This window comes from Stenotrophomonas sp. I18B00994 (assembly GCF_014145825.1).
Taxonomy (GTDB): Bacteria; Pseudomonadota; Gammaproteobacteria; order Xanthomonadales; family Xanthomonadaceae; genus Stenotrophomonas; species Stenotrophomonas maltophilia.
On record NZ_JACIUW010000011.1, the window covers coordinates 113,918 to 134,507 of the forward strand.

The window sequence follows — 20,590 nt, forward strand, 5'->3', positions numbered from 1 at the left end:
GGGGTTTTTCTTCTGGTAGTGCCGGCCGCTGGCCGGCACCCCCGCATGGCGATCAGTACGCGAATTCGCGGAACACCGGATCGACGTCGCCGTGCCAGCGGCCATGGAACAGCGCCAGCTTGCGCTCGGCCGGGGTCAGCCCGGATTCGACGATCTCCTGCAGCACGTCCAGGAACTTGCTCTCGTCCTGGCCGTCGGCATTGCGCGCCGCGCGGCGCTTGAGGCCTTCGACGGAAATCCTCACGGCTTCGCGGGCCAGGTCGCGCACCGTGCCATTGCGGAACGGCAGGCTCATCGCATGCTTCGGCACGCCGTCGCGCAGTGCATGGCGCTCGGCCAGGGTGAAGTCACGCACCAGGTCCCACGCAGCGTCCAGCGCAGCGTCGTCGTACAGCAGGCCGACCCAGAACGCCGGCAGCGCACACAGGCGGCTCCACGGACCACCATCGGCGCCGCGCATTTCCAGGTACTTCTTCAGGCGCACTTCCGGGAACGCGGTGGTCATGTGGTCCGACCAGTCGCGCAGCGTCGGCAACGCGCCCGGCAGCACCGGCAGCTTGCCCTGCAGGAAGTCGCGGAAACTCTGCCCGCTGGCGTCGTGGTAGATGCCATCGCGGTAGGAGAAGTACATCGGCACGTCGAGCAGGTAATCGACATAGCGCTCGTAACCGAAGCCACCCTCGAACACGAAGTCGAGCATGCCGGTGCGGTCAGCGTCGGTGTCGGTCCAGATGTGCGAGCGGTAGCTCAGGTAGCCGTTGGGCTTGCCTTCGGTGAACGGCGAATCGGCGAACAGCGCGGTGGCGATCGGCTGCAGCGCCAGCGATACGCGGAACTTCTTCACCATGTCCGCTTCGGTGGCGTAGTCCAGGTTCACCTGTACCGTGCAGGTGCGGGTCATCATGTCCAGGCCGAGCGAACCGACCTTGGGCATGTACGAACGCATGATCTTGTAGCGGCCCTTGGGCATCCAGGGCATCTCGTCGCGCTTCCACTTCGGCTGGAAGCCCATGCCGAGGAAACCCAGCTGCAGTTCGCCGGCCACCTGTGCCACTTCGTTGAGGTGGGTGCCGGTCTCCACGCAGGTCTGGTGGATGGTCTCCAGCGCCGCGCCGGACAGTTCCAGCTGACCGGCCGGTTCCAGCGTCACCGAGGCGCCATCGCGCAGCAGGGCGATCGTGTTGCCGTTCTCCTGCACCGGCTCCCAGCCGAAGCGGACCAAGCCGTTGAGCAGCGCTTCGATGCCGCGCTCGCCTTCGAAGGTCGGCGGGCGCAGGTCATCCAGGCGGAACCCGAACTTCTCGTGCTCGGTGCCGATGCGCCACTGCGCGCGGGGCTTCTCGCCGGAGGCGATCACCTCCACCAGCTGCGAGCGGTCGGTAATGGGGGTATCGGCGACGTGGCTGGGGCTCGACAAGGGAAAGGCTCGCTGGACGGTGGCGGGGGATGTGGGGCTCGCGGCCTTCCATCGCAAGGGCGCACTATAGCGTGGCACCCCGTTGCGTCATGCGACGGTGACGGGTTTCAGCATCCTACCGACGCCCTCTTGACCCTCGTACACTCAGAGCCATGAGCCGCCATTCACGACACCCCGAACTGCATCGCTCCGAGCGCGTCGGCTGGCTGCGAGCCGCCGTGCTGGGCGCCAACGATGGCATCGTCTCGGTGGCTGGCCTGGTGGTCGGCGTGGCCGCCAGCGGCGCCTCGGCTGCGACCATCCTGGCCACCGGCGTGGCAGGTACCGTGGCCGGCGCGATGTCGATGGCGGCGGGCGAATATGTCTCGGTGCAGACCCAGGCCGACACCGAAGAGGCCGATCTGGCAATGGAAAAGCGCGAGCTGCGCGACGATCCGCACAGCGAATTGGAGGAGCTGGCCGCGATCTACCGCCACCGCGGCCTGGAGCCTGCGCTGGCGCGGCAGGTGGCCGAACAGCTCACCGCCCACGATGCGCTGGGTGCCCACGCCCGCGACGAACTGGGCATCACCGATACCCTGCGCGCCCGCCCGCTGCAGGCAGCGCTGGCCTCGGCCGGTGCGTTCACCTGCGGTGCGGCGCTGCCAGTGCTGACCGCCCTGCTGGCGCCGGTCGACAAGGTCGCACTGATGACCACGGCCAGTACCCTGCTTGGCCTGTGCCTGACCGGCGCGGTGGCAGCCCAGGCCGGCGGCGCCCCGCCGGTACGCGGCGCAATGCGGGTGATGTTCTGGGGTGCACTGGCAATGGCCGCCGCTGCAGGCGTCGGTCGCCTGTTCGGCGCCCAGGTGACATGACCGGCATGCTGCCGCCAGTTACCGCACTGCTGGCCGAGATGGCCAGCCTGGCCGGCTGCGCACGCGCCGAAGGTTATGCGTGCATCACCGCTCGGCGCGAACATGGCGCCAGCTCGGTGGAGATTCCGCAACCGCAGTTCGCGATCCTGCTGGAAGGCCGCAAGCAGGTGCGTACCGCGCACCAGTCGCTGGAGTTCATCCCCGGCGACATCCTGCTGCTGACCCAGCGCTGCCGCATCGATGTGGTCAACACCCCCGACCCACGCAGTGGCCGCTACCTCAGTGCCATCGTGCCGCTGTGTGCCGAAGTGCTGGCGGCCGCACGCACGCTGTGGAGCGAGGAGCTTCCCGCGCCAGGCCAGGCGATGGCGCGACTGCCGTTGATCGATCATGGCGCGGTGCTGCGCCAGTGGCGGCAATCGCTGCAGGACGGTCGTTACAGCGAAGCGCGGCTGGCCCTGGCCTCGCTGGTACTGACCTTGTGCCGGCAGGGCCACGGCAACCTGCTGCTGCCGCAGGCACCGAGCCTGGGCGAACAGATCCGCGACCGCATCGCCGCCGAACCGGCCCGCGACTGGCAATCGCGCGATGTGGAAGAACAGTTCGCGTTGAGCGGCGCGACACTGCGCCGCCGTCTTGCCGCCGAAGACACCAGCCTGCGCCAGCTGCTCACCGAGGCGCGGCTGGCGCATGGCATGCAGCTGCTCTACACCACGGACCTGCCGTTGAAGACCGTGGCAGCGCGCGCGGGCTACCGGTCTGCGGCGAGTTTCAGCAAGCGCTTCGCCGAGCAGTACGGACTGGCTCCCACAGACATTTGAGGGGGTTCGGCAGGGCTGCGCCCTGCACCCGCCGAAGCGAGAGCAAGAGCCGGAGCAACAGCAACAGCAACAGCAACAGCGACAGCGTGCATTCCGTGGGATGGCGGGGCGGTGTGGGTGGGCAGGACACGCCGTAAACCCGTCCCTGGGGGCTCGATGGCGCCATCCATGGCGCCAACGGTCCTGCCCACCCACACCGCCCCGCCTTCGACAGGTTCACTCGGCTGTTGGCAACTGCGGCTTTGTTCCGCGCGGCTGTTGGTAGGTGTCGACCTTGGTCGACACATCTGTCAGATATCGAATGAAACTCTGGGGTCAGATCCGTTTTCCTGCGGAAAACGGATCTGACCCCACGAGCTGACAGATCTCGGAGATCTGTCGAAGGCGGGGCGGGTCCGGTTGCGGGAGTGTCCGCGGCATGGATGCCGCGGCCAAGCCCCCATGGGTGAGGGCGCTTTGCTTGCGAAGCACTGCTTCGCAAGCGCCCGAACGCCCAGCCGCCAGCGACTGGGCCGGACCGCGGAGCGGGGTTTACGGCGTCTCCCGCAACCGGACCCACCCCGCCATCCCACGGATAGCCCGCTGTCGCTGTTGCTGTTGCTTCGGCCGTTGCCCTGGCTCGTAGCGGGTGCAGGGCGCAGCCCTGCAGACAACACCCCTTCCCTGAGCATTCCGCGCAGTGGTTTGAGCGCCGTGCACACACCGGCCACGGCACTCTGGGCACAACGGAACCGCCCGTCATCCACCGAGAACCGCCATGACCCTGCGTCCCCTGCCGCTGCGCGGCGCCCTGCTGCTGGCCCTGTCGTCCCTGCCGCTGGTCGCGCTGGCCGAGGCCACTTCGCCCGCCCCCACCCAGCAGGTCCCTGGTGTCTATCACCAGCGCATCGGTGCGCTGCAGGTCACCGCCCTGTTCGACGGCGTGGTCGCGCTCGGCCGGCAGGAAGTGGTGGACGTGCCGCCGACGCTGGTCAGCCGCCTGCTGGAAGGCCGTTACGTGCCGGAAGACAAGAAGGGCCTGCAGACCGCGATCAATGCGTTCCTGATCCGCCAGGGCAACCACCTGACCCTGGTCGACACCGGCACCGCGCAGTGCTTCGGCCCCGGCCTGGGCCAGGTGCTGGGCAATCTGCGCGCCTCCGGCGTGGACCCGGCCGAGGTGGATGAGGTGCTGCTGACCCACGCCCATCCGGACCACCTGTGCGGCGTACTCGACGCGCAGGGCAAGCCGGCCTATCCCAATGCCACGGTGTGGCTGTCCAAGGCGGATGCCGATTACTGGCTCAACCCAGCCAGCGAGGCCACCGCGCCGACGGGCGTGCGCTTCGCCTTCCCGCTGGCACGCAATGCGGTCGCGCCATACCAGGCCAGCGGCCACCTGCGCACCTTCAGCCCCGGCGACGCCCTGCCCGGCGGCGCGGTGGCGATGGACACCCATGGCCATACGCCCGGCCATGTCTCTTACCGGTTCGACAGCCAGGGCCAGTCACTGCTGGTATGGGGTGATGTGCTGCACTTCCATGCGGTGCAGTTCGCGCACCCGGAGGCGGCATTCGAGGCCGATTCGGACCGCACAGCGGCCATCGCCAGCCGTCGCGGGCTGCTGCAGCAGGCCACCGCCAACGGCTGGTGGGTAGCCGGTGCGCACCTGCCCTTCCCAGGCCTGGGCCATGTGCGTGGCGAGGGCAAGGCCTATGCGTGGGTGCCGGCGGAGTATTCGCCGTTGTGAGGGTGTGCCGACCAAGGTCGGCACCCACCGATCGGGTAGCGCCCGGCTGCCAGCCGGGCGACCGGAAATGCCTTACTCCAGCCCCAGCCAGCCGCCGATCACGCCGCGGGCTTCGTCCACGCCGGTACGGTCTTCGCCGGAGAACACCTGCACGCTGACGCTGTCGCCGTAGGCCGATTGCAGTTCCTTGCGCACCTTCTGCAGGGACTGCATCTGCTGGCTGCGGCTGAGCTTGTCGGCCTTGGTCAGCAGGGCGTGCGCCGGCAGGCCGCGCTGCACGGCGTAGGACAGCATCTGCCGGTCGTAGTCCTTCAGCGGATGGCGGATGTCCATCACCACCACCAGCCCCTTCAGGGCTTCGCGGGTGCGGAAATACTTGTCGATGAAGGCCTGCCAGTGCGCCTGCAGGTCCAGCGGCACCTTTGCATAGCCATAACCTGGCAGGTCGACCAGATGCGCTTCCGGGGTGACCTGGAAGAACACCAGCTGCTGGGTACGGCCAGGGGTCTTGGAGACACGGGCCAGGGCGTTCTGGCGGGTCAGCGCGTTGAGCGCACTGGACTTGCCGGCGTTGGAGCGGCCGGCGAAGGCCACTTCGGCCCCTTCGTCGGGCGGCAGCTGCCGCACGTTGTGGGCCGAAAGGTGGTAACGGGCGCGTTCGATGAGCAATGACATGTGCCTAGGATCGCATGTTGCGGCGCCGCGCGCCCGTGCCGGCGGCCTCTGCGGGCATTTTGCTGCACTGCTGCGTTGACCGTGCGCGGAAACGGCGTTGATAATCCGGGCGATGCCGGCGGCCACCGCCCGGCCCGGTCCATACGGAGCTTCAGCATGCGCCACGCTCGCGTTCTTGCCGTATCCGCCCTTGCCACTGCTGTAGTCGTTGCCGCTGCTGCGTTCGCGCAGACCACGTTGACCCCGCTGCCCGACAACGGGCCGATCAACACCGCCTCGCTGGAGGTGGATTTCAGCAAGACCCACTGGGGCGATGCCAAGGCCGGCCAGACCAAGGCCTCGGCCTGCGCGGCCTGCCATGGCGCCGACGGCAATTCCACGGTGGAGATGTACCCGTCCATCGCCGGCCAGAGCGAACGCTACGTCGCCCAGCAGATGGCCCTGATCGCCAATGGGCAGCGCAGTTCCGGCGCGGCGGTGGCGATGGTGCCGTTCGTGCAGAACCTCACCCCGCAGGACATGCGCGATATCGGCGCGTTCTTCGCCACGCAGAAGGCCACCGCCGGCATCGCCGATGACACGGCAGTCGCTGACGGCCCTTACAAGGGCATGAAGTTCTACGAGATCGGCCAGCAGCTGTACCGTGGCGGCGACGCCAAGCGCGGCCTGCCGGCCTGCATGGCGTGCCACGGCCCCAGCGGTGCCGGTAATCCGGGTCCGGCCTATCCGCACATCGGTGGTCAGCACGCCAGCTATGTCGCGCGCCGCCTGCAGGAATACCAGGCCGGCCAGACCAACGAGACCGACAAGGCCCACTTCCAGATCATGGCGACCGTCGCGCAGAAGCTGAGCGAGCAGGAGGTGCAGGCGCTGTCGAGCTACCTGCAGGGCCTGCACAACAAGGCCGACGATGTGGCCACTGCCCCCCCGTCGGCGCAACCGGCTGCCGCCCCCTGACCACCACTGGTCGGCCCGGGCCGCCACCACGGCCCGCGCCTGCGGTATGTTTCCTTCACGCCGGCGACCGCGCCGGCGTTGCTTTTTTCAACGGAGATGCGTGTCGATGAGGTTGATTTCCCGCCTGCTGTTGTCCGTGCTGGTGCTGCTGCCGCTGGCAGCCTGCGCCGCTACCCCCGCCAATGCCCCGCTGGTCGAGGGCAAAGACTACGAGCGCATCGCCCAGCCGGGCCCGTTCCAGCCGCTGGCCGGCAAGATCGAGGTGGTCGAGGTCTTCGGCTACACCTGCCCGCATTGCGCCCACTTCGAACCGCAGCTGGAAGCCTGGGCGGCCAAGCTGCCGGCCGACGTGCGCTTCACCCCGGTCCCGGCTGCCTTCGGTGGCGCCTGGGATGCCTGGGCACTGGCCTACTACGCCGCCGACGAGGTCGGCGTGGCCAAGCGCAGCCACGCTGCCGTGTTCAAGGCCCTGCACGAGCAGGGATCGCTGCCGATGCAGAACGTCTCGGCCGATGAGCTCGCCACCTTCTACAAGGCGTATGGCGTGACCCCGGACCGTTACCTCCAGGCCCTGCGCGGCGACGCCGTACAGAAGAAGGTCGATGCCGCGCGCGCGTTCGCCCAGCGCACCAGGATCCCGGGGACCCCGGCGCTGATCATCAACGGCCAGTACCTGGTGCGTGGTAACAGCTTCGACGACCAGCTGCGCATCGCCTCGGCGCTGATCGCCCAGGCCCGCGCTGCCCGCGGCCGCTGAACCAACACCCACCACCGACACGGCGCTGTCGCCGCCGCATGTCATCATTTCCCTCTGGCCGGCGCCTGGCGCCGGCCCCACCATTCCAGATGCTGGAGACGTTTCCATGAAGATCCGTTACGCCCTCGCCCTCGCAGCGCTGCTGCCGATCCTGGCTGCCTGCAAGGCTGATGACGGCAGCACCAACACCACCGCGGCCCCGGCCGAACCGGCTGCAGCCCCGGCAGCCACCACCGAACCGGCTGCTGCGCCGGCGGCGGGCAGCGAAGGCGCCGCGCCGGCTGCCGCTGAAGGCGAGAAAGCCCCGGCCGAAGCGGCTCCGGCCACCGCACCGGCCCCGACCACCGCCGCACTGACCGGCCCGGCCCCGGTGGAAGGTGCCGACTACCAGGTGATCCCGAACGGCCAGCCGTTCCAGCCGGCCACCGGCAAGATCGAAGTGACCGAGATCTTCGGCTACGTCTGCCCGGCCTGCGCCGCATTCCAGCCGCTGGTCGGCCCGTGGAAGGCCGGCCTGCCGAGCGACGTGAACTTCGTCTACGTGCCGGCCATGTTCGGCGGCACCTGGGATGACTACGCCCGTGCCTTCTACGCCGCGCAGACCCTGGGCGTGCAGGAGAAGACCCACGAAGCGCTGTACGCCGCCATCCACTCGCAGAAGACCCTGAAGGGCGAGCGCGGCCGTGATTCGGTGGAAGACATCGCCAAGTTCTACGGTGCCTACGGCGTGGATCCGAAGCAGTTCGCCGCCACCATGGGCAGCTTCGCGGTGAATGCCAAGACCAACTCGGCCAAGCAGTTCGCGCAGCGCAGCCAGATCAGCGGCACCCCGTCGATCATCGTCAACGGCAAGTACCTGGTGAAGGGCAAGAGCTTCCCGGACATGCTGCGCATCGCCGACCACCTGATCGCCCGCGAACGCGGTGCGGCCCAGGCTCACTGATCCAAGAGAAGCGTTTCCCGGCCGTGAATTCCCCCCGTACACGGACCCTGCGCTTGCTGACGGCCAACATCCAGGCCGGCTCAAGTACCCGCCGCTACAGCGACTATGTGACCCGCAGCTGGTCACATGCGCTGCCGGCGGGTCGCAAGCGCAGCAGTCTTGACGCGATCGCCACCTTGGCGCGCGACCATGACATCGTCGGCCTGCAGGAGGCCGACCCGGGCAGCCTGCGCTCGGGCTTCACCAACCAGACCCACTATTTGGCCCAGCGCGCCGGCTTCAATTACTGGAGCCACCAGCCGAACCGGCGCATGGGTGGGGTCGCCTCCAGCGCCAACGGCCTGTTGAGCAAACTGGAACCGGTTGAAGTGCAGGATCACGCCCTGCCCGGCCGCATCGGCGGGCGCGGCGTGCTGCTGGCCAAGTTCGGCGATGGTGCTGATGGCCTGGCGGTGGCGGTGGCCCATCTGTCGCTGGGCGCGGGCTCGCGGATGTCGCAGCTGGGCTTCATCGCCGAGCTGCTGTCCGACCACCCGAACGCGGTGTTGATGGGTGACTTCAACTGCCTGGCCGAACGCCCGGAAATGCAGGTGCTGTACCAGAAGACCCGGCTGCAGCCCCCGGGCCGCATCGTGCCAACCTTCCCCAGCTGGCGCCCCGACCGCGCCATCGACCACATCCTGGTCAGCAGTGGCCTGCAGACTCGTACCGTGGAAGCCGTACCAGCCGCGTTCTCCGATCACCTCGCCCTGGCGATGCAGATCGACGTCCCGGCCGACGCCCTGCGCTGACTCGCCGTTACGGTAGGTGCGGACCGTTGGTCCGCACGCTCTGCGCCGGGCGCCGCCCGGCGCCCCCTAAATCGGGGCATAAACGACTTAATCCCCTCCGTCCCCTTTTTTTCAGGCGGTGACGGGTACCTTCAACCGCCGCGCGGTCATCGTGCTGCCCACCGAGGCCAACACCGTGCAGCCGATCGCCAGCCACTGCAGCCCGTGCAGGTGCTCGTGCAGCAACAGCATCGCCCACAGCGCGGCCACCGCCGGCTCCATGCTGATCAGGATGCCGAAGGTCTCCTTCGGCAGGCGCTTGAGCGCCATCATTTCCAGCGACATCGGGATCGCGCTGGACACCAGTGCCACCAGCAGGCCGGCCGCCAGGATCTTCGGATCGAGCAGCGCGGCACCGGCATGCACCACGCCCACCGGTACCACCACCAGCGAGGCCGCCAGCAGCCCCAGCGAGACCGAGTGCCCGGCATGCAGATGACCGGCACGCTTGCCGAACACGATGTACAGGCCCCAGCAGGCCGCAGCGCCCATCGCGTACAGCACACCGGCCGGGTCCAGCGCGGGGCCACCGCCGATCGGCAGGAGCAACAGCAGCCCCACCGCCGCGCAGCCTACCCAGAGGAAATCGATCGGGCGTCGTGATGACAGCATCGCCACCGTCAGCGGCCCGGTGAACTCGATGGCCACCGCGATGCCGAAGGGAATGGTGCGCAGGGCCATGTAGAACAGCAGGTTCATCAGCCCCAGAGTGAGCCCGTAGCGCAGGATGGTGATCGCATCCACGCGGCTGGTCTTCCAGCGCCATGGCCGCCAGAACAGCAGCAGCAACAGCGCTGAAAAGCCCACGCGCAGCGCGCTGGTGCCCTGCGCACCGATCAGCGGTAACAGGTGTTTTGCGTAGGAAGTGCCGATGGCCAGCGAGGTGACCGAGCCGAGCACCGCCAGCGCCGGCAACATCGGCGCAAGTCGTGAGGTCTGCATCCGCAAAGTCTATTGCGTCGGCGCCGAGCACTTGGCTCAATTGACAGCCTGTTCGTGCAACTTCTGCTCGCCATGGCCATCGCTCCCGTGCTCGACAGTTTCGACCGCGCCATCCTCGACCTCCTGCAGCGGGACAACACCCTGCCGCAGCGCGAAATCGCCGAGTCCGTGCACCTGTCCACCCCGGCCGTGCAACGGCGCATCAAGCGCCTGCAGGACAGTGGCGTGATCGCGGCCAACGTGGCGGTGGTCGCCGCAGCCAAGATCGGTCGGCCGCTGACCATCATCGTCGAGGTGCGCGTGGTCAGCGAGCAGTGCGACCGCGTGGCGCCGTTCAGGCGCCGCGTGCAGGACGACCCTGCGGTGCAGCAGTGCTACTCCATCACCGGCGATGGCGATTTCCTGCTGCTGCTTTCGGCGGCGTCGATGGAAGAGTACGAGGCCATCACCGAGCGGTTGTTCGGCGGCGATGACAACATCGAGCGCTTCCGCACCTCGGTGGCGCTGGGCACGTTGAAGCGGAGTTTCGAGGTCCCGCTGGCACCGGTTCTGTAGCGTCGAGCCATGAATACACCGTCCTCCCACGCCCACCGCCTTCGCCGCTGGTTGCTGCGTGGCCTGTGGCTGGCCATTGCGCTCGTCGCGGCGATGACGCTGTGGAACAGCCCATGGGCGGTCGCACCGAAGATGCTGTGGGCGCTCTCGCGGATGCCGCCGGCCACGCAACTACCGGTGCCGGTGGACGGCGTGCGGCCACGCCAGATCGCCGATACCTTCGGCGCGCCACGTGGCCGTGACCGCTCCCACGCCGGCATCGACATCTTCGCCAAACGCGGCACCCCAGTGCGCAGCGCCACGGCCGGTGTCGTCGCGGATGTCAGCGAACGCGGGCTCGGCGGGCGTCAGGTCTGGGTGATCGGGCCTGGGCGCGAACGCTACTACTACGCGCATCTGGAGGACTGGGCCGACGGCCTGGCACGCGGCCAGGTGGTGCAACCCGGCGATCTGCTCGGCCATGTCGGCGACAGCGGCAACGCCAAGGGCACGCCGCCGCACCTGCACTGGGGCGTCTACGGCACCGACGGCGCGCGCGACCCGCTGCCATTGCTGCGCTGACTGCCACTGCGCACCCGCAGACCGATCTGTTCAAGGTTTGTAAATAGGAATAGTTCGTATTACCATTTCTTTCGTTTCCGGTGGTGCCAGGACGGCCTGCCCGTCCGTTTCCCACCCGTAGCGCCTCGCCTCTGGATGCCGGCCGGGCGCGCGTGCTCGTCCAGGACCCCCATGACCCGTTCCGTCTTCCGTACGCCGCAGCCACAACGGCTGTCCGTTGCCGTGCTCGCCGTTCTCTGCGCCGTGGCCCCGGCCGCCTTCGCCGAAACCGCCGCCGATCCGACCAACCTCGACAAGGTGGTGGTGAAGGGTGAACGCGCCGAAGGCTATTCGGTGCGCCGCACCTCGGCCGGTACCCGCTTCGACCTGGCCCCGCGCGAGATCCCGCAGTCGATCAGCATCATCAGCCACCAGCGCATCGAAGATCAGAACCTGGACGACATCATCGACGTGCTGGCCAACACCACCGGCGTGACCAGCACCCAGTCCGACAGCGAACGCACCGAGTTCTACGCGCGCGGTTTCTACATCGATGCCTACCAGTTCGATGGCCTGCCGACGCAGATGGTGCAGAACTGGAGCTACGGTGATTCCGGCCTGGACCTGGCGCTGTACGACCGCGTGGAAGTGGTGCGTGGTGCCACCGGCCTGCTCAGTGGTGCCGGCAATCCGTCCGCGTCGGTGAACCTGATCCGCAAGCATGCCGACAGCGCCGAACTGAACGGCAGCGTCTCGGTGAACGTCGGCAACTGGGGCCGCACCCGCACCACCGTGGACGTGGGCAGTGCGCTGAACGCCAGCGGCACCGTGCGCGGCCGCGTGATCGGCAGCTACCTGGACACCGACGGCCAGATGGATCGCTACAACCAGCGCAAGACGCTGGGCTATGCGGTCATCGACGCCGACCTGACCCCGGACACCCAGCTGAGCGTGGGCTACGACTACCAGCAGAAGCGCGCCAACGGCGCGACCTGGGGCGGCTTCCCGATGCTGTACTCCGATGGCTCGCGCACCGGCTATGACGAATCGTTCAACGCCAGCCCGAACTGGACCTACTGGGACACCACCAGCAAGCGCGCGTTCGCCACCCTGCAGCACGCCTTCAGCAATGGCTGGAAGTTCAAGGTCGGTGCCACGCACGATGAGACCAAGGCCGACGACAAGCTGTTCTACCCGGCATACAACGACTGGACCACGGGCGCGTCGAACTTCGACAGAACCAACGGCACGGGCATCTCGCCTTCCGCGGGTTTCTACAACACCGAGCGCAAAGTCACCGGTGTTGATGGCTACGTTGACGGTCCGTTCCAGCTGTTCGGCCGCGAGCACCAGTTCATGGCCGGACTGAGCTACAACAAGCGCGACTATGCCAACTACGGCGACTACCAGGTCGGTGGCGCCGGCAAGACCTGGGACCCGTTCACCAGCTACCTGCACTGGACCGGCAACATCAGCGAGCCGAACTGGAACCCGCTGGCACTGGCCAGCCAGGGCACCATCACCCAGAAGGCCGGTTACGCCGCCGTACGCCTGTCACTGGCCGATCCGTTGAAGCTGATCATCGGCGCCCGCTACACCGACTGGAAGAGCGAAGGCGAGAACGACGACCGCGAACACAAGGTGACCACCCCGTACGCCGGCCTGGTGTATGACATCAACGACACCTACTCCGCGTACGCCAGCTACACCGAGATCTTCCAGCCGCAGACCGCCCGCGACCGCAACGACCGTTATCTCGACCCGGTCGACGGCAAGAGCTACGAGGTCGGCGTCAAGGGGGCTTGGTTCGACAACCGCCTGAATGCCTCGCTGGCGGTGTTCCGCATCGAGCAGGACAACGTCTCCCAGGTCACCAGCGAGCCGATCATCGGCCGCCCGGGTGAGTTCGCCTCGATCGCCGCACGCGGCACCGTCAGCCGTGGCTTCGAGTTCGAGGTGAACGGTGAACTGGCACCGGGCTGGAATGCCACCTTCGGCGCCTCGCGCTACGTGGCCAAGGACATCAACGACGCCGACATCAACACCAACCTGCCGCAGACCGCCCTGAAGCTTTTCACCAGCTACACCCCGCAGTCGCTGCAGGAACTGACCGTCGGTGGCGGTGCCAACTGGCAGAACCGCATCTACTACGCGGTGCCTGCCTACGGCCGCATCGAGCAGAGTGGCTATGCACTGGTCAGCGCCTTCGTGCGCTACCGCATCTCGCCGGAGTTCAGCGTGCAGGCCAACCTCAACAACCTGCTGGACAAGAAGTACCTGTCGCAGATCAACGGCTACGGTGCGTATGGCGATGGCCGCAACGGCTCGCTGACGTTCACCTGGTCGTTCTGATCCAACCGGCGTTGTAGCGTCGAGCCATGCTCGACTCGATCATCCAGGACAGTCGAGCATGGCTCGACGCTGCAACGGCGCCGGGCTGAGCCCGGCGCCGCTCTCACATCAGAACCGCAGATCCGCGCGCAGGTACCAGTAGCGGCCACGCGGGATGTCGTAGGTCGAAGCGTCGTAGCCGTTCAACGAGCACGACAGGCAGATCGGCGGATCCTTGTCGAACACGTTGTTCAGGCCGGCGGTCAGCTGCAACCCCTTCATCCAGTCGATCTTGTAGCCCACCTGCATGTCGTGGAAGGTGGTGGCCGACAGCGTGTTGGTGCCCGCTGCCTGGTTGCTGCACACCGGGAAGGCCGCGGCATCGCCACAGTTCTCGGTCAGCTCGGAGATGTGCCGCACCGTCCAGTTGGCGCTCCAGCGGTCCATCGTCCAGCCGATGCTGGCATTGCTGGTCCACTCCGGAATCGAGCTGTCGGCCACTTCCACGCCCGGCTTCTGCGGCTGCTTCTGCCCGGCCGCGCCGGTGGCCTCGTAACGGCCGACGAAGGTGTTCTTCCACGCCAGCTTGAACTGGCCGATGGAGGTCTGCGGCAGGGTCCAGAACAGATCCACGTCCCAGCCGTCGGTCTTGATCGACCCCAGGTTGGTCAGGCGGTTGTTGAAGCTGCTGACCGCACCGGTGCTGGCACGGGTGATGCCATCGCAGTAGACCGGGTCCAGCGTATCCACGCACAGGTCCAGCTGGGTCTGTGCGTTGATCGCCTGGATCGCACCATCGATGGCATGGCGGTAGAAGGTCACCTCCACATCGAAGCGCTCCGACCACGACGCATTGTTGCCGAACCACGGGCTCCACACGAAGCCGGCGCTGAAGCTGCGCGAGCGTTCCGGCTCCAGCTCGCGGTTGCCGCCGGTGGTCACCGAGATCTGCGAGTTGGCCTGCTGGAAGCCGGCCGGCACGCCCAGCGCGGCACAGTTGGCGGCGCTGCCACGTGGCGGAGTGCCGCCCAGACCCACCGAGCACGGGTCGAACAGCTGCAGGTCGGCACGCGCCGCCGAGCCGTACAGTTCACCGATCGACGGTGCGCGGAAGCCCTCGGCGTAGGTGGTGCGCAGGACGAAGTCATCGGTCACCTGCCAGCGCAGGCCGTACTTGGGCGTGAACTCGCCACCGAAGGTGGAGTAGTCCGAATAGCGGCCGGCCAGGCTCAGGTCCAGCTTCTTGCCGAACGAGGAATCGGCGAAGATCGGCACGCTCAACTCCAGGTAGGCCTCGTTGACGTCGTAGGAACCGGAGGTCGGCTGCGACGGCACGCCGTTGTAGTGGCCGATCACCGTCAGCGGATCGGGCTGGTAGGAGCCCTTGTACTTGCGGTACTCGAAGCCGGTGGCGAAGGATACCGGACCGGCCGGCAGCGAGAACAGCTCGCTGGACAGGTTGGCGGTGAACAGGCTCAGTTCGTTCTGGCTGCGGTCGCGCACCACCGGCTGGATCCACTTCAGCATGTCCGGGGTGATCGAACCGACGCCGCCGAAGATGTTCAACGGCACGCAGCCCGGCGTGGCCGCACAGACGGACGGATCGCCCAGCGCCATGTTCACCTTGTAGATGTCATAGCTGCCGTAGTTGGTCTGTTCGGCCTTGTTCTTGCTGTACATGCCGTTGACGTCCCAGTACCAGCTGCGGTCGGCGGCATGGAAATCACCGACCAGGCCGGTGGCGAAGTAAGTGGTGTCCACTTTCTGCTTGAACACGCGCGCACCGCCTTCCACCGGGCGACGACCGATCAGGCTCATGTTGTCGCCGGAAACCAGATCGAAGCCGAACGGGTTGTACGGATTCAGGCGCGAGACCACGATGTTGTCGGCCAGCGGATTGCCGGTGGCGCCATCGGGGCCGAAGAACAGCGGCTCCGGGCCGGCCTGGTTGGTCGACTCACGACGGTTGCCCAGTGCCTTGACGTACCACTGCACGTTGTCGGTGATGTCGAAGCGGAACTGACCGAACAGGCCTTTGCGCTCCGACGGCGTCAGCACCATGTTGTATTCGGCGAAGTTGAAGCGGTCGGCGGTGGTGAAGCAGTGGTAGTCATCCGTGCGGCTGCAGCCGGCGCTGCCGTCGTAGCGCGGATTGCTCACGCCGGTATTGGGCACGATGTTCTGCACCGCACCGGTGTTCGGGTCGGTGAACATGAAACGGCCCTGCGGAATGCCACCGCTGCCGAACGCCAGGCCGGTGCCGGGAATCGGGAAGCGCGACTGCTCGCGGTCCTTGGCAAATACCGGATCCTGCTTGGTCCAGCTGGCGCCCAGGAACAGGCTGAAGCGGTCGCCACTCTTGCCCCAGGCCAGGTCCACGCCCTTCTGCGTGCCGTCGCCCTTGCTGTACTCGCCGTAGTTCAGCGTCACCTGCGCACCATCGAAGTCACGGCGGGTGATGATGTTGACCACGCCGGCAATGGCATCGGAGCCGTACAGCGACGACGCGCCATCTTCCAGCACCTCGATGCGCTCGACGATGGCCAGCGGAATGGTATTGAGATCGGTAGCCGAGCCGACGCCGGAGGCGGACGACTCATTGACCCAGCGGATGCCATCGACCAGCACCAGCACGCGCTTGGCCCCCAGGTGGCGCAGATCGACCTGCGCCGAGCCGGCACCCACGCCACTGCCATCGGGCGGGAAACCGAAGTTGCCGGACGAGTTGAACTTGGCGTTGAGCGCCGAACCGGAACCGGTGAGCTGCTGCAGCACTTCGCCGATCGAGGTCAGGCCGGTGCGTTCGATGTCACCGCGCGTCAATGTCTGGATCGGCACCTGGCCTTCGACTTCAGCGCGCTTGATGCGGGTACCGGTGACTTCCACCGCATCGAGGTTGGTGGTGGATTGCGCAGCGGCACCCAACGGTGCCAGGGCCGTCACGCACAGCGCAACGGCAACCGCCAACGGGCGGTGATGCAGGTGAATCATTCGCTCTCTCTCCAAAGGAATGTCGGGACATGGGCTGCCGCGCTCCCCCTGCATGGCGGCAGCGTCTCCTTTGTAAACAAGTGGTAAAAATCACGGCGTGATGACCGGCACTCTTTCACGCGGAATTGACGCAAATGACGGTCATTTGCGTCAGATCGCTACACATGAAGACCGGACGATACTGTTCGCCGCGCGTCGTTGATGCCGGGTGCGACAGCGGTTTCCCGGCTTTCCCGCAATTGGGCAAGTGCTCTTGCCGATCCGTCCAACGACAATGCGCCTGCGCCATCGGCAGCATGATGATCGCCGTTGCCGTCGGTCGACGGTGTCGATCAGATCGCTTTCGAGCTGGAACTCATACCAAGATGGTGAGTAACCCGTATGGAGGAGCTCCTGCAATGACGGACTGCAGATCGCCGGGATCACCGTGCGAACGTGAGGCACTCAATGGCTGCTCTTTCGGCTCCTGCCATCTCGATGACAGAGCCATGCATCGACTAACTTTAATCTACGAAGCAAATTCAGACAACATTTAGGAATAGTTTGAAAACTGCCCGTCAAACGAATTTCCGAGGCCAACCAAGGTGAGACTGAGAGCCCCAGTCATTCTCATGAGGCTCAATTGTGAAAACAATCACCGTCATGATCCATGTCGCGATTGTCACGGCATTGCTTCTGTTCCCTGCAAGCGAATCGAGAGCGGGGGGCCTGATTGAATGCAACAACTGTGCCTCTCCCAAAGATGCAGCCCTGATGTCAGGCTCCGGGTTGGCGGTTGTAATGGACTTCGAAAAAGCCCGACTGAGCGCCTTCGAAGTTGAATATGATCGCGAGATCAGAAAGTGGCGCGCACTTTCGACACCGGTTCCCGCACAGATTCAAATGGCTTTCCTACGGATTCTGGATGCGACCTCAGCCTTTCGAGGGCCACCTGAAGGGGCCCACGCGATGGCAGGAGGCGGATCAGTGGTCGTGCTGCATCCAGACAATCCTGGAAACTCCAATGGAGTGAGGTTCCCCGAGTCTTACAAGTCCTCCAATACCTTTGACATCGTCGCCTCAGCCACACTGCGAACCCGACTTGGCCAGTATCTAGCCACAGAACTGGCAGGAGCCAATACGGGAAGCCCAACCTGGAACAGCATTGCGCTCTCGATTCAACAAGCGGCCCTGAACTGGGCAGGCCTCAAAGGTGGCGGATCCATAACAATAATGATCACATGGCGTGACGGATCGAAGACGCTTTATCGAGTAACACCGGACAACGTTGCCGAAGCGAAGTATCAGAAGGGCGAAAGTCGCGACAGCACAGGCAACAAGGTTCCTGACGAATCCATCGCCGACCCGATCTCCGCCCCTTCGTACGCCGGACAATACTATTTCGGCCAGCATGGCGACCTGGACAACTGGGTCAGATCCGCACAGATGTATGGAGTCCCCGTCCAGCGCGGAAGCAGCAGCCGCATCTCGTGCAGTTGGGATGGTCGCACAGTCTACTGCCAGCAATACTGACACCCTCATCCGCCGCTCATGTCGCAATCTCCCCCTGAGCGGCGGTTTAGATACGCTATCGCACGAAGGCGATGCGCTCTATGCCGGTAGCCTCGGCGGCGGCCAGGATCCGCGCCATGCCTTCGTACTCGGCCGACGGATCGGTGGCGATGCGCAGCTCCGGCAGGTTGCCCGCATGTTCGCCCGCCTGTGCCTGCAGGCGCGCCTGCAGCTCACTGATCGCCATCGGCTGGCCATTCCAGCTGAGCTGGTTGCCAGCGTCCAGGCGCAGCTCGATCGGCGGTGGCGGTTCGGGGCGATCGATCGTGCGATCGGTGGCCTGTGGCAGCTGCACGGCAATCGGCCGGGCCACGATCGGCGCGGTCACGATGAAGATGATCAACAGCACCAGCATCACATCCACCAGTGGCGTGACATTGATGTCCGCCAGCGGGCCGCTTCTTCCTGCGCTACTGAACGCCATGTGCCGCTCCGTGCAGCCGGGCCGTTCGCCCAAGGCCGACAGTACGTCGCCTTCCGTCACCTGCGGCAGTGGCCTGTACGGGTTCATTCAGCTGTCGTTGCCAACGCCCGGCGTGCACACAATGCGAAACTGAATTCAGCCAGCCCCCGCTATGCTGGGCGCCATGACCCGACGCTCCTCGACCACCCTGTCCCTGCTGCCCTTGGCCACCACGCTGCTGATCGGCTGCGCCAATGCCCAGTCCCTCGACGCCCAGAACGCGCAGCTGAAGGCCGCGATCGCTGCCGCCGAACGCGGCCAGTTCGATCCCGGCCAGGCCGCCGCACTCAGCCACCATCCGGCTTACGGCTGGCTGGAGTACGCCAACCTGCGCCGCAACATCGACAACGTCGATACCGCGCAGGCGCAGGCCTTCCTCAAGCGCTATGACGGCCAGGCCGTGGCCAACACGTTCCGCAGCGTGTGGTTGCCCTCGGTCGCACGCCGCCAGGACTGGCCCACCCTGCTCGCCAACTGGGCGCCCACCGACAACGCAGGCCTGCGCTGCGCGCAGCTGACCGCGCGCCAGGTGACCGGCAAGGTCGATCCGCAGTGGATCAGCGAGGCACAGGACCTGTGGCGCAAGAACGGCAAGTCGCTGCCGGACGGCTGCGACGCGGTATTCGCAGTGCTGCAGGCACAAGGCGGCCTGAGCGACGCCCTGCGCTGGGAGCGTATCGATGCCGCCGCCGACGCCCAGCAGCCGGCCGTGATGCGCAGCGCCGCACGCGGCCTGCCCGCCGCGGACCTGGCGCAGGCCAACAGCTACGCCGCCTTCGTCGACAAGCCCAATGCCAGCGCGTTGAACTGGCCGCGCAACGAGCGCAGCCGGCGCATCGCCACCGACGGCCTGGCCAAGCTGGCCAAGGCCGACCCGGCCGCCACCGAACAGCAGTTGCCGCAGTACGCCCAGGCGCTCGGCCTGAGTGCCGAGCAGCAGGGCCAGGTGCTGTACCAGATCGCGCTGTGGACGGTGGCTTCCTACCTGCCCGATTCGGCACGCCGCCTCAACGCAGTGCCGGAATCGGCGTATGACGAACGCCTGCACGAATGGCGCGTGCGCGAGGCGATGTCGCGCGGTGACTGGCCGGCGGCACTGACCGCGATCCGCAAGATGGCCAGCAAGCAGCGCAGCGACCCGCGCTGGCGCTACTTCGAAGGCCGCATGCTGGAGAAGACCGGCCAGGCCCAGCAGGCGCAGCCGTTGTTCCGCGATGCGGCGCGCGCACCGACCTTCCACGGTTTCCTGGCTGCCGACAAGCTGCAGCAGGGCTATACCCTGTGCCCCTGGAAGCCGAACGACAGCGCGCAGGCACAGGCGGTGATCGCGCGCGACCCGGCCATCCAGCGCGCGATGGCGCTGTACCAGATCGACCGCACCGGCTGGGCTGTGGCCGAATGGAACAGCGCGCTGTCGCGCTTCGATGACACCCAGCGCCGCCTCGCGGTACGCGTCGCGCAGGACAACGGCTGGTTCGACCGCGCCGTGTTCGCGCTCGGCAAGCAGCCGCAGGAACAGCGCCTGTACGACCTGCGCTTCCCGCTGCACCACGACGCCACCATCCGCCGCGAATCGGCACGCAACGCGATCGATCCGGCCTGGGTGGCGGCGGAAATCCGCGCCGAGAGCACGTTCACCCCGCGTGCGCGCTCGCCTGCAAACGCCATGGGCCTGATGCAGGTGCTGCCGGCCACCGGTGCCGGTGTGGCCAAGTCGATCGGCCTGACCGGCTACGGCGGCGCCGACAGCCTCTACGACCCGGACACCAACATCGCCATCGGCACCGCCTACCTGCGCCAGCTGATGAACAAGTACGACGGCCTGCCGTACGTGACCATCGCCGCCTACAACGCCGGCCCGACCCCGACCGCGCGCTGGCAGAGCCAGCGCCCGGGCTTTGACCCGGACCTGTGGATCGAGACCATCAGCTACAAGGAAACCCGCGAGTACGTGGCGCGCGTGCTGGCCTTCAGCGTGATCTACGACTGGCGCCTCAATGGTGATGCGCTGCCGCTGAGCGACCGCCTGATGGGCCGCCTGGTGGACAAGCGCAAGAACTTCAGCTGCGCCGCCAACGCCGAGCAGGGCGGGGATTGATCGCACTGCGGTAGTGCCGGCCGCTGGCCGGCATTCCCCGGTATCCACGCCCAGGAGTGAAACGATGAGCCTGCTGGCCTGGATCAGGCTGGCCGCTGTATCGGTAGTGCCGGCCGCTGGCCGGCAGCTTCGG

17 protein-coding genes are annotated in these 20,590 nt (G+C 66.6%); 12 read left to right on the forward strand and 5 right to left on the reverse strand.

Annotated features, from left to right (window positions below):
- Positions 1–52 precede the first annotated feature (52 nt).
- Complete coding sequence (locus tag H4O10_RS13930) at positions 53–1,417, reverse strand: glutamate--cysteine ligase (RefSeq protein ID WP_033835224.1); 1,365 nt, start codon at positions 1,415–1,417, stop codon at positions 53–55.
- A 152-nt stretch (positions 1,418–1,569) separates the two neighbouring features.
- Between H4O10_RS13930 and H4O10_RS13935 the strand changes: the two genes are divergently transcribed.
- From H4O10_RS13935 to H4O10_RS13945, 3 genes are all read left to right on the forward strand, one after another.
- Positions 1,570–2,274 carry a VIT family protein gene (locus tag H4O10_RS13935; RefSeq protein WP_033835225.1) on the forward strand — a complete coding sequence of 235 codons (705 nt, stop codon included), beginning with the start codon at positions 1,570–1,572 and terminating at the stop codon, positions 2,272–2,274.
- A complete protein-coding gene (locus H4O10_RS13940) occupies positions 2,271–3,095 on the forward strand; it encodes a helix-turn-helix transcriptional regulator (protein WP_005411020.1) in 825 nt (274 codons plus the stop codon). The genes H4O10_RS13935 and H4O10_RS13940 overlap by 4 nt, the downstream gene beginning before the upstream one ends.
- Before the next feature lie 757 nt (positions 3,096–3,852).
- Positions 3,853–4,824 (forward strand): MBL fold metallo-hydrolase, encoded by a 972-nt coding sequence (locus H4O10_RS13945; RefSeq protein ID WP_049453370.1) that lies wholly within the window; start codon positions 3,853–3,855, stop codon positions 4,822–4,824.
- A 72-nt stretch (positions 4,825–4,896) separates the two neighbouring features.
- Here H4O10_RS13945 and yihA read toward each other — a convergent pair whose 3' ends face one another.
- The gene (gene yihA / locus H4O10_RS13950; protein WP_005411022.1) at positions 4,897–5,499 is read right to left on the reverse strand and encodes a ribosome biogenesis GTP-binding protein YihA/YsxC; all 603 of its coding nucleotides are present in this window, start codon (positions 5,497–5,499) and stop codon (positions 4,897–4,899) included.
- Positions 5,500–5,655: 156 nt separating this feature from the next.
- Here yihA and H4O10_RS13955 point away from each other — a divergent pair, with 156 nt between their 5' ends.
- The 4 genes from H4O10_RS13955 (at position 5,656) to H4O10_RS13970 (ending at position 8,947) form a co-directional block, all read left to right on the forward strand.
- Positions 5,656–6,456 carry a c-type cytochrome gene (locus H4O10_RS13955; RefSeq protein WP_033835228.1) on the forward strand — a complete coding sequence of 267 codons (801 nt, stop codon included), beginning with the start codon at positions 5,656–5,658 and terminating at the stop codon, positions 6,454–6,456.
- Between the two features lie 106 nt (positions 6,457–6,562).
- Positions 6,563–7,213 carry a thiol:disulfide interchange protein DsbA/DsbL gene (locus H4O10_RS13960; RefSeq protein WP_005411024.1) on the forward strand — a complete coding sequence of 217 codons (651 nt, stop codon included), beginning with the start codon at positions 6,563–6,565 and terminating at the stop codon, positions 7,211–7,213.
- A 106-nt stretch (positions 7,214–7,319) separates the two neighbouring features.
- Positions 7,320–8,156 carry a thiol:disulfide interchange protein DsbA/DsbL gene (locus H4O10_RS13965; protein WP_005414471.1) on the forward strand — a complete coding sequence of 279 codons (837 nt, stop codon included), beginning with the start codon at positions 7,320–7,322 and terminating at the stop codon, positions 8,154–8,156.
- Positions 8,157–8,209: 53 nt separating this feature from the next.
- Entirely contained in the window at positions 8,210–8,947 is a 738-nt protein-coding gene (locus H4O10_RS13970; RefSeq protein WP_176425407.1) for an endonuclease/exonuclease/phosphatase family protein, read from the forward strand.
- 111 nt (positions 8,948–9,058) lie between these two features.
- On the opposite strand, the gene H4O10_RS13975 is transcribed toward H4O10_RS13970, so the two are convergent.
- Entirely contained in the window at positions 9,059–9,928 is an 870-nt protein-coding gene (locus tag H4O10_RS13975; protein ID WP_049453373.1) for an EamA family transporter, read from the reverse strand.
- Between the two features lie 72 nt (positions 9,929–10,000).
- Here H4O10_RS13975 and H4O10_RS13980 point away from each other — a divergent pair, with 72 nt between their 5' ends.
- The 3 genes from H4O10_RS13980 (at position 10,001) to fhuE (ending at position 13,375) form a co-directional block, all read left to right on the forward strand.
- Positions 10,001–10,483, forward strand: coding sequence for an Lrp/AsnC family transcriptional regulator (locus H4O10_RS13980; protein WP_033835230.1), 483 nt, complete (start codon positions 10,001–10,003; stop codon positions 10,481–10,483).
- 9 nt (positions 10,484–10,492) lie between these two features.
- The gene (locus H4O10_RS13985) at positions 10,493–11,044 is read left to right on the forward strand and encodes a M23 family metallopeptidase (RefSeq protein ID WP_033835231.1); all 552 of its coding nucleotides are present in this window, start codon (positions 10,493–10,495) and stop codon (positions 11,042–11,044) included.
- Between the two features lie 171 nt (positions 11,045–11,215).
- Positions 11,216–13,375, forward strand: coding sequence for a ferric-rhodotorulic acid/ferric-coprogen receptor FhuE (fhuE, locus tag H4O10_RS13990; protein WP_049432115.1), 2,160 nt, complete (start codon positions 11,216–11,218; stop codon positions 13,373–13,375).
- A 108-nt stretch (positions 13,376–13,483) separates the two neighbouring features.
- Here the strand turns inward: fhuE and H4O10_RS13995 are convergent, their stop codons facing one another.
- Positions 13,484–16,345, reverse strand: a complete 2,862-nt coding sequence (locus H4O10_RS13995; RefSeq protein ID WP_049453375.1) for a TonB-dependent receptor — start codon at positions 16,343–16,345, stop codon at positions 13,484–13,486.
- A 624-nt stretch (positions 16,346–16,969) separates the two neighbouring features.
- Here H4O10_RS13995 and H4O10_RS14000 point away from each other — a divergent pair.
- Complete coding sequence (locus tag H4O10_RS14000; protein WP_141097836.1) at positions 16,970–17,857, forward strand: hypothetical protein; 888 nt, start codon at positions 16,970–16,972, stop codon at positions 17,855–17,857.
- A gap of 55 nt (positions 17,858–17,912) precedes the next feature.
- Here the strand turns inward: H4O10_RS14000 and H4O10_RS14005 are convergent, their stop codons facing one another.
- Positions 17,913–18,320 carry a biopolymer transporter ExbD gene (locus tag H4O10_RS14005; protein ID WP_088470300.1) on the reverse strand — a complete coding sequence of 136 codons (408 nt, stop codon included), beginning with the start codon at positions 18,318–18,320 and terminating at the stop codon, positions 17,913–17,915.
- 151 nt (positions 18,321–18,471) lie between these two features.
- Between H4O10_RS14005 and H4O10_RS14010 the strand changes: the two genes are divergently transcribed.
- The gene (locus tag H4O10_RS14010) at positions 18,472–20,457 is read left to right on the forward strand and encodes a transglycosylase SLT domain-containing protein (protein WP_049453377.1); all 1,986 of its coding nucleotides are present in this window, start codon (positions 18,472–18,474) and stop codon (positions 20,455–20,457) included.
- The last annotated feature ends 133 nt before the right edge of the window (positions 20,458–20,590 follow it).

Coding starts and splice junctions, on each gene's coding strand:
- H4O10_RS13940 (WP_005411020.1), top strand. CDS start 2,271: ATGACCGGCATGCTGCCGCCAGTTACCGCACTGCTGGCCGAGATGGCC.
- H4O10_RS13955 (WP_033835228.1), top strand. CDS start 5,656: ATGCGCCACGCTCGCGTTCTTGCCGTATCCGCCCTTGCCACTGCTGTA.
- H4O10_RS13985 (WP_033835231.1), top strand. CDS start 10,493: ATGAATACACCGTCCTCCCACGCCCACCGCCTTCGCCGCTGGTTGCTG.
- H4O10_RS13980 (WP_033835230.1), top strand. CDS start 10,001: ATGGCCATCGCTCCCGTGCTCGACAGTTTCGACCGCGCCATCCTCGAC.
- H4O10_RS13975 (WP_049453373.1), bottom strand. CDS start 9,928: ATGCAGACCTCACGACTTGCGCCGATGTTGCCGGCGCTGGCGGTGCTC.
- H4O10_RS13960 (WP_005411024.1), top strand. CDS start 6,563: ATGAGGTTGATTTCCCGCCTGCTGTTGTCCGTGCTGGTGCTGCTGCCG.
- yihA (WP_005411022.1), bottom strand. CDS start 5,499: ATGTCATTGCTCATCGAACGCGCCCGTTACCACCTTTCGGCCCACAAC.
- H4O10_RS14005 (WP_088470300.1), bottom strand. CDS start 18,320: ATGGCGTTCAGTAGCGCAGGAAGAAGCGGCCCGCTGGCGGACATCAAT.
- H4O10_RS13945 (WP_049453370.1), top strand. CDS start 3,853: ATGACCCTGCGTCCCCTGCCGCTGCGCGGCGCCCTGCTGCTGGCCCTG.
- H4O10_RS13995 (WP_049453375.1), bottom strand. CDS start 16,345: ATGATTCACCTGCATCACCGCCCGTTGGCGGTTGCCGTTGCGCTGTGC.
- fhuE (WP_049432115.1), top strand. CDS start 11,216: ATGACCCGTTCCGTCTTCCGTACGCCGCAGCCACAACGGCTGTCCGTT.
- H4O10_RS14010 (WP_049453377.1), top strand. CDS start 18,472: ATGCTGGGCGCCATGACCCGACGCTCCTCGACCACCCTGTCCCTGCTG.
- H4O10_RS13965 (WP_005414471.1), top strand. CDS start 7,320: ATGAAGATCCGTTACGCCCTCGCCCTCGCAGCGCTGCTGCCGATCCTG.
- H4O10_RS13935 (WP_033835225.1), top strand. CDS start 1,570: ATGAGCCGCCATTCACGACACCCCGAACTGCATCGCTCCGAGCGCGTC.